Origin of the sequence: Sphaerochaeta sp. (assembly GCF_050178175.1) — a bacterium.
In the GTDB taxonomy this organism is placed as follows: domain Bacteria; phylum Spirochaetota; class Spirochaetia; order Sphaerochaetales; family Sphaerochaetaceae; genus Sphaerochaeta.
The window spans coordinates 1-9035 of record NZ_JBFXGH010000091.1 but is presented as its reverse complement, the minus strand read 5'-3'; the positions used below and the strand labels follow the sequence as shown (position 1 = coordinate 9035).

The 9035-nt window shown below is 48.0% G+C and carries 9 protein-coding genes; 1 reads left to right on the top strand and 8 read right to left on the bottom strand.

The window, feature by feature from the left end; genetic code table 11:
* The 8 genes from AB7S66_RS09550 to AB7S66_RS09515 all read right to left on the bottom strand — a co-directional run.
* Nucleotides 1-178: dihydrodipicolinate synthase family protein (locus AB7S66_RS09550; protein ID WP_428519427.1), on the bottom strand; the 178-nt coding region annotated here is incomplete at its 3' end.
* Between the two features lie 519 nt (nt 179-697).
* Nucleotides 698-1381: a FadR/GntR family transcriptional regulator gene (locus AB7S66_RS09545; RefSeq protein WP_428519423.1), complete on the bottom strand. Its 684-nt coding sequence runs from the start codon at nt 1379-1381 to the stop codon at nt 698-700.
* A gap of 57 nt (nt 1382-1438) precedes the next feature.
* Entirely contained in the window at nt 1439-2383 is a 945-nt protein-coding gene (locus AB7S66_RS09540; protein WP_428519421.1) for a dihydrodipicolinate synthase family protein, read from the bottom strand.
* 26 nt (nt 2384-2409) lie between these two features.
* Nucleotides 2410-3435, bottom strand: coding sequence for an ABC transporter ATP-binding protein (locus AB7S66_RS09535; RefSeq protein WP_428519419.1), 1026 nt, complete (start codon nt 3433-3435; stop codon nt 2410-2412).
* Entirely contained in the window at nt 3428-4435 is a 1008-nt protein-coding gene (locus AB7S66_RS09530) for an ABC transporter ATP-binding protein (RefSeq protein ID WP_428519417.1), read from the bottom strand. The genes AB7S66_RS09535 and AB7S66_RS09530 overlap by 8 nt, the downstream gene beginning before the upstream one ends.
* A gap of 1 nt (nt 4436) precedes the next feature.
* Entirely contained in the window at nt 4437-5351 is a 915-nt protein-coding gene (locus AB7S66_RS09525) for an ABC transporter permease (RefSeq protein ID WP_428519415.1), read from the bottom strand.
* 9 nt (nt 5352-5360) lie between these two features.
* Nucleotides 5361-6320 (bottom strand): ABC transporter permease, encoded by a 960-nt coding sequence (locus tag AB7S66_RS09520; RefSeq protein WP_428519413.1) that lies wholly within the window; start codon nt 6318-6320, stop codon nt 5361-5363.
* 78 nt (nt 6321-6398) lie between these two features.
* Nucleotides 6399-8054 carry an ABC transporter substrate-binding protein gene (locus AB7S66_RS09515; protein WP_428519411.1) on the bottom strand — a complete coding sequence of 552 codons (1656 nt, stop codon included), beginning with the start codon at nt 8052-8054 and terminating at the stop codon, nt 6399-6401.
* Nucleotides 8055-8909: 855 nt separating this feature from the next.
* Between AB7S66_RS09515 and AB7S66_RS09510 the strand changes: the two genes are divergently transcribed.
* The coding region (locus AB7S66_RS09510; RefSeq protein ID WP_428519425.1) for a GntR family transcriptional regulator at nt 8910-9035 on the top strand (126 nt) is incomplete at its 3' end.

The window sequence follows — 9035 nt, the reverse complement described above, 5'->3', positions numbered from 1 at the left end:
CCTGCCGCTGCAAGAGCTTCGCCTGTTCCCAGTCACCTCTCTCATATGCGTTATAGAGACCGATGAACAGTTCTGGAATGACATTATAGAAGCTGCCGATAAGACCATCACTACCATAAGCCAGACCAGAGAGTGCCATCTCATCACTGCCAGAATATACCTTGAAATCCTTCCCGATCTCTTCCTTGATCCTGAGGATCTCATGATGTGTGCTTGCCGTATACTTGATACCTTCCTATTATCCAGTGTAGCTAGTCCAGCAAGAGAAGCAGGTTGGATAACTCGACCTGGATCGCTTCGGCTTGGGTATCGGGATATCTGAATGAAGAACCTTAATGCTGTCTGTCGCCTTTGCCCAGATGAAGAAAGTATATAGTTCAAGTTTGACATCCATTTTCGCATCCAAGGATGTAAAGCTAGTGAATCCCTTTCAAGGGTTGAAGAGTGCTTTAGAAACACAACTACATTATGCTGCCTCAAGAGTGTGGAATAAGCCAAGGAATCATGGAAGATTTTTATCCATTCAGTAAGAATATGATCACCTTACGAGAAAAATGCGAAACAATTACAAGCCAACGAATACGACACTGAGTTTTCTTGTGAGGCTTACGGGATTCTTCTTAGGGAATTCATCTCTCGGGTATCTCCGGTAGTAGAAAGCAAAATTGCACTGATGCGGACGCAAGCGCTACATCGCCTACTCTTCCCGGACTCCGATGGACTCCTTGAAGTTGTAGGAGAAGTGGTAGATAAGTGCTGCCTCGAAAGCCTCAAAGTCATGTGCCTTGAGAGCATCGAGGATACGCTTATGCTTGTCATAGCGAAGATTACCATCATCAATGAACTTGGAACGATAGTAGCGGTCACAGCTCCAGGCAGAATCGACAAAGGCAATAAGCACATCGTTCTTGATATTCCTCAATATGACCTTATGAAAGTTGGCATCTAAGGTATAGAAATCGATATGGTTGTCAGCTTTTTTCATCGTACTGAGAATCTCCTCGAGTTCATCAATCTGCCCATCGGTCATGGAGTCAAAGCTCTCACGAGCGAAGCCCAACTCCAAGACCTTGCGCACCTGCTGGGACTGACTGACCAAATCGACATCATCACCGATAAGATTAAGGAAAATAACACTGGAGAGAAAATTGGAATTGAAACTGTTGACAACTATGCCTACCCCGGGCTTGCTCGAAACAACACCGATGATCTCCAACGTCTTGATCGCCTCGCGCAGCACATTGCGTGAGACACCAAGAGCAGAAGCCATCTCCATCTCAGTAGGAAGCTTGTCCCCAGGACGGAGATTATTCTGCACAATATACCCACGGAGTTCCTCATAGACCTGCAAATACAGTTTCTTATTCTTCAGATTCTTCATATCATTTCCTACTCTCCAACCTAAACTTATTAATAATACCCAACTATATCTTTCTTTTCAATCGATCTGTTTTTCCCTCCTGGAGATAAATCCCATGTGAGTATCCACATGATTCTGCTGTAGCCCATCAAGGAAGGACCACATCTCAGCCATCATTTGGCTATTGGGATGAACAAAGGGACGACGTACATACCCAACATCAATACCAGTATCCATCATAAGTTGCTTCATGATCCCAAAATGACCGTACTTGACGGCCTTGAGAATGAAACTGGTGGCAATCTTTTGAATTTCGAACGCCTCCTGATACTCACCATTAACACAGAGTTGGTAGATCTCCCCAAAGGTATCGGGAATGATGTTGTAGAAGGAACCAATAATGCCATCGGCACCGGCAAGCAACCCCTGGGTTGCCATCTCGTCGCAACCGGAATAGATCATGAAATCGGGGCCGAGCTCCTCCTTGAGCGTAGCCATGTCATGGTGCTGGGTCCCGGTGAACTTCAAGCCACACACCCCATCGATGGAAGCCAAGCGACGAACTAGGTCATTATTCATAAGACCGGCGAGAGCGATATTGTAGACAATCATGGGAAGGTCCACTGCAGAAGAGATATCGCTGTAGTAGCGGTAGATCTCGTCGCCGCTGAAGTAGTAGTAGAATGGAGGAACACTGCTGATGGCATCAGCCTTAATTCCTTGGGCATGCTTGGCAAGGTCGATGCTCCTGAGAGTCCCGATTGCTCCTACGTGCACGATGACAGGTACACGTCCATTCACATGGCTAACCACAGCCTGGGCAAACGTCTTACGTTCCTCGTCACTCATGAGGAACCCTTCCCCCGTACTGCCGGTAATATAGAGACCGTGAACCCCTTCCCCGATCAGATAATCGATCAGGACGCGGGCACGGTCCAGGTCTAGTTGCTCGTTCTCATCAAACGTACTGAACATTGCAGGGATGACTCCCTTGATGTGAGAAACACTGGTTTTTGTATGCATGATAGTAGACTCCTTGAAAATATAACTCATGAAGGAAGATTTCCTGCGGCAAACTGCTCGCCAAAATGACAACTTACATAGTGAATGGATCCATCGATGGAAAGCGGACGTAACTGGGGTACCTCCTGCTTACAGCGCTCCTGACAGAACGGGCAACGTGGATGGAACGAACAGCCTGATGGAGGATTCACCGGACTGGGGACATCCCCCTGCAGGGGAATGCGCTTCTTCTTCTTGGTGATATCGGCAATGGGGATTGCCGAGAGCAACGCCTGCGTGTAGGGGTGCATGGTGTGCTTGAACAGCTCCTCGGTGGAAGCAAGCTCCACTACCTTCCCCAAATACATGACCGCGATTCGGTCGGCAATGTATTCAACAACCGACAGATCATGGGTGATAAAGAGGTAGGTAAGGTTTCGCTCAGCCTGCAGTTTCTTGAGCAACTTCAGTACTTGTGCCTGGATTGAGACATCAAGGGCAGAGACTGCCTCATCACAGACGATCAACTCAGGATTCACTGAGAGAGCACGGGCAATGCCAATACGCTGCCGCTGCCCCCCGCTAAACTCATTGGGATACCGAGTCATGTAGTCGCGGGGAAGATTGACATCAGAAAGCAAGCGTGCAACCAACTCCTCACGTTCCTTCTTTCCCTTTACTCCAAACTTCTTCAACGGATCATTGAAGGAACCAAAAATGGTGAAGGAAGGATTCAAGGAAGAGTATGGGTCCTGGAAAACAATCTGGAGGTGTTTACGGGCTTCGTTCAACTCCGTTCCCTTGAGCTGCAGCACATCCTTCCTCCCATCAGGGAAAGTATAGGTAACCTTGCCCTCAGTCGGTTGGGTAAGACGCAACAGTGATTTGCCCAAAGTAGTTTTTCCACACCCTGACTCACCGACTATTCCCAGCGTCTCACCTCGGTATATCTCAAGGTTCACCCCGTCGACAGCCTTCACATATCCCACTGTGCGCTTGAAGACTCCCTTCTTCACAGGGAAGTGGGTCTTAAGGTTCTCTATTTTCATCAAAACTTCACGATTCTCATCCATTGAGCAGCTCCTTGTAGTTGAAGCAGCGGACCATGTGTCCGTCCTGGTCGATGTTCGTTTCATCTGGCATGGCCCGACGACACTGCTCCGTGGCATAATCACAGCGGGGAGCAAACTGACACCCGACCGGACGATTGTATGGGTCAGGGGTAGTACCCCTGATGGGTTCCAGCTTCTGGTTCTTCCCCTTGCCCAATACAGGAATGGATTGTAGCAGAGCCTTGGTATAGGGATGGGAAGGAGAAGCCATCACCTGCTGTGCCGTGCCACTCTCCACAATGTTGCCCATGTACATCACCGCCACATCGTCAGCCATTTCAGCAACCACCCCCATATCGTGGGTGATCAGAAGAATTGCCATCTCCTTCTCTTTCTTGAGCTTCAGCATGAGTTCAAAGATCTGGGCCTGGATTGTCACATCCAATGCAGTGGTCGGCTCATCGGCGATAAGGACCTTCGGCTCGCAGGCCATGGCCATCGCGATCATGGCACGCTGGCGCATACCACCTGAGTACTGGTGGGGGTACTCATGTACCCGTTGTTCAGGAAGGGAAACCCCCATATCCTTGAGCAAGCGGATGGAGTTCTTGGTTGCCTCTTTCCTACTCAGGGGCTTATGGTTACGCAACATCTCATCAATCTGGAACCCTACGGTAAACACCGGGTTCAATGCAGTCATGGGATCCTGGAAAATCATGGCAATCTCCTGTCCGCGAAGGCCTCGCATGACACGTCCATTGCGCTTGAGGCTTTCTATAGAGACAGGCCCCTCTTTCCCGTAATAGGTGATACTCCCATTCTCAATGCGGCTGAGCTCTGGGAGCAGTTGCATGATGGAGTTGGCTGTTACACTCTTTCCACAACCCGACTCCCCTACAATGCAGAGTGTACGTGCTTTTTGCATAGAGAAGGAAACATCACGCAGTGCTTTGTTGCACCGCTGATTGGTATAAAAATTGACACATAGGTCCTTTACTTCCAGTACGACATTCTGTTCCATATCAACCTACCTGAGTGGGGTCGGCAGCATCGCGCAAACCGTCACCGATGAAGTTAATGGCCATGACAAAGATGGTAATGACCAAACCGACGGGGAGCCATACCCACCATGCATCACGCAGAATATTGAGATCCTGGGCTACGTTGAGGATGTTTCCCCAGGTGGCCTGTTCCAGGGGAACGCCAAGGCCAAGGAAACTCAAGGCTGCCTCCTGCAGTATGAACATTGCAGTGGAGAGCGTAATGTTTACGAAGATGGGACCGATGGCATTGGGGAGCATATGTTTAAAGCTGATCACAAACTTGTTAATTCCGAATGCCTGCAAGGCTTGGATGTATTCCTGTTCCCGGATACTGAGCATCTGGGAACGGGCCATTCGGTACATGCTCGGCCATCCGGTAAGGATAAAGATTAAAAGAAGGTTCCAGAGACTCTGCCCCACGATTGTCACCAGGATGGAAACCAGAATAATCTGAGGAAAGCTCATCATAATTTCACTCACCTTCATGACCGTGGCATCAAGTAGGCCCCGTCGGTACCCGGCGTAGGTGCCAAGAGAGACGCCGATGAGCGCTGCTCCTAAGGCTGAGCCGAGTCCCACGAAGATAGAAATACGTCCGCCATAAAGAATACGAGTATAGATGTCACGCCCGATTTGGTCGGTCCCCATCAGGTGTCCCTCTCCGGGAGGTACAAGACGGTTTCGAAGGTCGATGGTATTGGGTCCATAGGAGCTGATCAGGGGAGCGGCAATACAGGCTAGAAACATGAGAATGAAGAGAACCAAACCGATAATCGCCAAGGGGTTGGCAGATAACTTACGTAAAGTGCGGCTGGTATTCGAGGAGGAAAGTTTGCCCTGTTCCTCGAGAAGGAGGAGGCGATCCATTTTGCGTTGCAATGCTTTGTTTGCCACAGTAGCCTCCTAGGAGAGCTTGACTCGAGGATCAAGCAAGGCGGTAGCGATATCGACCAGGATACTGGCGATCAAGACAATAAGGACACTGAAGAAGGCAACCATCATGATGATGGGCGTGTTCTGGCTGCGAACGGCGGCAACGAACATCTGCCCTACCCCGGGCCACTGAAAAACCTGCTCAATTACCACTGAGCCGCCGATAAGCATGGGTAGACGGAACCCGATCAGAACCGCAACCGGCGTCATCGCAAATCGAAGCCCATGCACCAAATTCACCCGCCACTCGGGCAGGCCTTTGCTGCGTGCAGTCTTGATGAACTCCTTGTTCAGGGAGTCGAGCATACTCGCCCGTGAGTAGCGCATAACACCTGCTGTCATAGAAAGCCCCAGGACGATTGCTGGCAGGATAAGGTGGTCAAGACGCTGGAAGAATGCTTCATTGCCCGGTGTCATGCGACCTCCCACAGGGAGCCAGTCCAGCTTGAACACAAAGAGTACTATCATAATCAGACCGAAGAGAAACTGGGGAATGGCAACACCCACCATACCGGCAACAGTAAGCACATTGTCCCCGATCCGCCCCTTGTTCAGAGCAGATACAACACCCAGTAAACTACCCAGCAAGGTGGAGATCAAGAGGGCTGCAATCGACAGTTCCAAGGTAGCTGGAAGGGTATTTGCCAGCAACTCACTGACGGCTACACCACTTTGCAGGCTATAGCCAAAATCGCCTTGTATCAGATTGGTTATCCAGGAGACGTAACGAGTCATGAACGGATCGTCAAGCCCGAGTTCTGCACGTAGGATATCCAGTTCAACGGGACTGATAGCCGCCAGTGCATCGGGAGGAATCATGAAATCGACCGCATCACCCGGCATGAGTTCGATACCAAGGAAGATGAGGAAGCTGATAACCAAAAGCATGGGAATCAGCAGCAGGAATTTTCTGATAATGAATGCTATCACAATCGTAACCTCTTGAAGGGAATCGAGAAACAGTGGCTGTGAGCGAATCCGTCCACAGCCACTGTTTAGTCCACGCTGCTACTTGATGTTTGCAGGGTGGGGAAATTGGTTCACCCAGAACACACGTGTATAGCGGATGTTGACCGGAGTGACTTTCATGTGGTCAATCTTCTCGATGGAGAGAGAATCAGCGACGCTCTTGCTCCAAGCGTAGTCAATACGGCCACTCTCCGCATTCTTCACGAGGTTGCTGTCATTTTCACTGCTTGCATTCATGAAGATGGTCTTGATGTTGCCTGTTCCACTTCTGTAGTAGGAAGCATTACGCTCAAGAATTGCATAGTTACCCAAGACAGTCTCTTTCACCTTGAACGGACCAGTACCTACGGGTTTCTGCCAGAACGCATTCTGCTGGAATGTTACTGGGTTACTTCCTTCCAAGAGGTGTGCGGGGAGCATCGGCCACTGGCTGAAGGTAAGCAGTGCATTGGGGTCGAGAGTCTCAAAAGTAATAGTAACCTTGTTGCCGTCAACCTTTACGCCGCTCAGAGATGAAGCAGAGCCATCAGTGTAGGCAGAAGCACCCTTGATCGACTTGAAGGTATTCAGTGCAACAGCATTCAAGCCAGGAGTCTTGAGGAAGTATTCAATGGAGAATACCACATCCTTAGCAGAAAATGCCTTGCCGTCATGCCACTTCACATCGCTACGCAAGTCGAAGGTAATCTGCATACCATCGGGGCTAACTGAGTAGCTCTTTGCAAGCATGCCATCGGTAGGAGTCAGGTTTGCATCAGCGTTGATAAGCTTGTCAAACAACAACTCCTGGTACAGGTATAGTCCTGGGTTTACCATGGGGGCCTCATAGAACTCCATCGGTCCACCATTGGTGTACATCATGCCGTCCTTGCGGTCGATCTTCCAGTCAAGAATGTTCTTGTTGAAGCTGAACTGGTCATTACCCAGGTCGCTTCCTGCAATATCAAGCTTATTGCTGGTGTAGATGAACGAGAGCTGGTGGTACAAGGGAATATTGTACATGTTCTTATTAATCTCACGCTGCAATGCCTTAAATGCTGCTTTCTGCTTCTCGACATCGGCTGTAGCACGAGTAGCCTGCACCAATTCATCCAATCCTTCCTGCCAGGGAATTGAGGAGTTATTGCTTGCAGTGCTCTCAAAGCGGTCATAGAACTCGTTCTCGCTCAGGGCTGCAACGGCAGCATAGGCAAGGTCCCACTTCACAGCTGAAGGGCCGTTTTTACGATCGGCTGGGGGTACCCATAACTGACTGGCAAGATCACCTTCCAGTTTGCGGAATGAAGACTTGACGCCAACAGCTGCCCAATACTGTTGGATGATGGCCATCAAATCAACAGTCTGCTGGTCGCCATAGTAATAAACGACATCCAAGGTGTAATCTTTTGGCCAGCCTGCTTCATCCAAGAGAGCCTTTGCTTTCTCTGGATCATAGGTATAGGGATCCAAACCATCGGCCAACCAAGAACCAGGACTGGTCATTGCCACTGCTCGCTGGGCCTTTCCTTCAAACAATTCATCGACAATGGTTTCCATATCGATGGCCAGACGGAGCGCTTTGCGGATGCGTACATCGGCCAAAGGAGTGCCTTTGGTTTCCCAAGCGGCTGAAGTAGGTGCCACCTCTTGTGTACCTGCTGCGAATACTCCCAAGCATAGGCTCAACAGCAACACAATTGCAGAAAATTTTTTCATATTGGTCTCCTTTTACAGTATTGTAGTTTGTACTACAAAGTCAGTATTGAACGAAATTTTCCATCTGTCAAACAATTTATTCAAGAAATCAATAAAACAGAGAAACTACTCCAAAGGGATGTTCGCTTACTTCCCTCTCTCTTTAATCCTGTATTTTTATATCTATAAGCTGTTATATAGTATATTGAGTACTGTACTATGGCCAATTCGATCCGCCCTAAATACAACATCCAGGCAGCTTGTTACCTCTCTAGCTCCAGTTGTTAACAGTAGAATATATTTGTAGGACAAATATATAGTTTTCTCAACTATACTAGATTTTTTAACACACAAGTCTTTCTTCACCGGCTCTGCCACCTATAGATACTGGTGGCACACAGGTCCTTTGCAGGGCTTAGTAGAAAGGCCAGAACCGAGCATTCAAGAACATGCATCTGATAAGGGATGTACCATCAATTTTGAAGGTTACAAATAATTGATCAGTTGAAAACTATTATAGGCGGTTACAGCTTACAAACTCCTGTTAGGCTCTCTGAGACATCAAAGCCTAAGAAAAATGGTAAAATGTTGCATGCAATTCTTGAGTATCTATTGATACTTGTATTCTTGTTTTAGGTATTTACTTTGTTTATATTATTTCTCATGATTTTCAAATATTTGATATCAATGTATCTATTTATAATATTACATAATATTTATAACTTATTCATTGCATTCGTATCTGACAACTCGTAGTATCTTATCATCTTCATTTTGACATTTCTAGTATTCTAGTTTACTATTCTTTACATACAAACGCTGTCCTGGAATAAGCATCTTTGAGAAGGACCACAACAGTGGTAGAATAGGAGTACTATGGCAACAAAGACAGTTATAATCGACCAGATATACCATGATATCAGGGATAAGATCCTGAAGAATGAGTATATTCCTGGCAGCAAGCTTAGTGAAAACTCCCTCTCGGTTGAATACAACTGTAGC

Bases quoted from the DNA above. Each gene is read 5' to 3' on its own strand.
- AB7S66_RS09530 (WP_428519417.1), bottom strand. From the start codon at position 4,435: ATGGAACAGAATGTCGTACTGGAAGTAAAGGACCTATGTGTCAATTTT.
- AB7S66_RS09515 (WP_428519411.1), bottom strand. From the start codon at position 8,054: ATGAAAAAATTTTCTGCAATTGTGTTGCTGTTGAGCCTATGCTTGGGA.
- AB7S66_RS09545 (WP_428519423.1), bottom strand. From the start codon at position 1,381: ATGAAGAATCTGAAGAATAAGAAACTGTATTTGCAGGTCTATGAGGAA.
- AB7S66_RS09540 (WP_428519421.1), bottom strand. From the start codon at position 2,383: ATGCATACAAAAACCAGTGTTTCTCACATCAAGGGAGTCATCCCTGCA.
- AB7S66_RS09535 (WP_428519419.1), bottom strand. From the start codon at position 3,435: ATGGATGAGAATCGTGAAGTTTTGATGAAAATAGAGAACCTTAAGACC.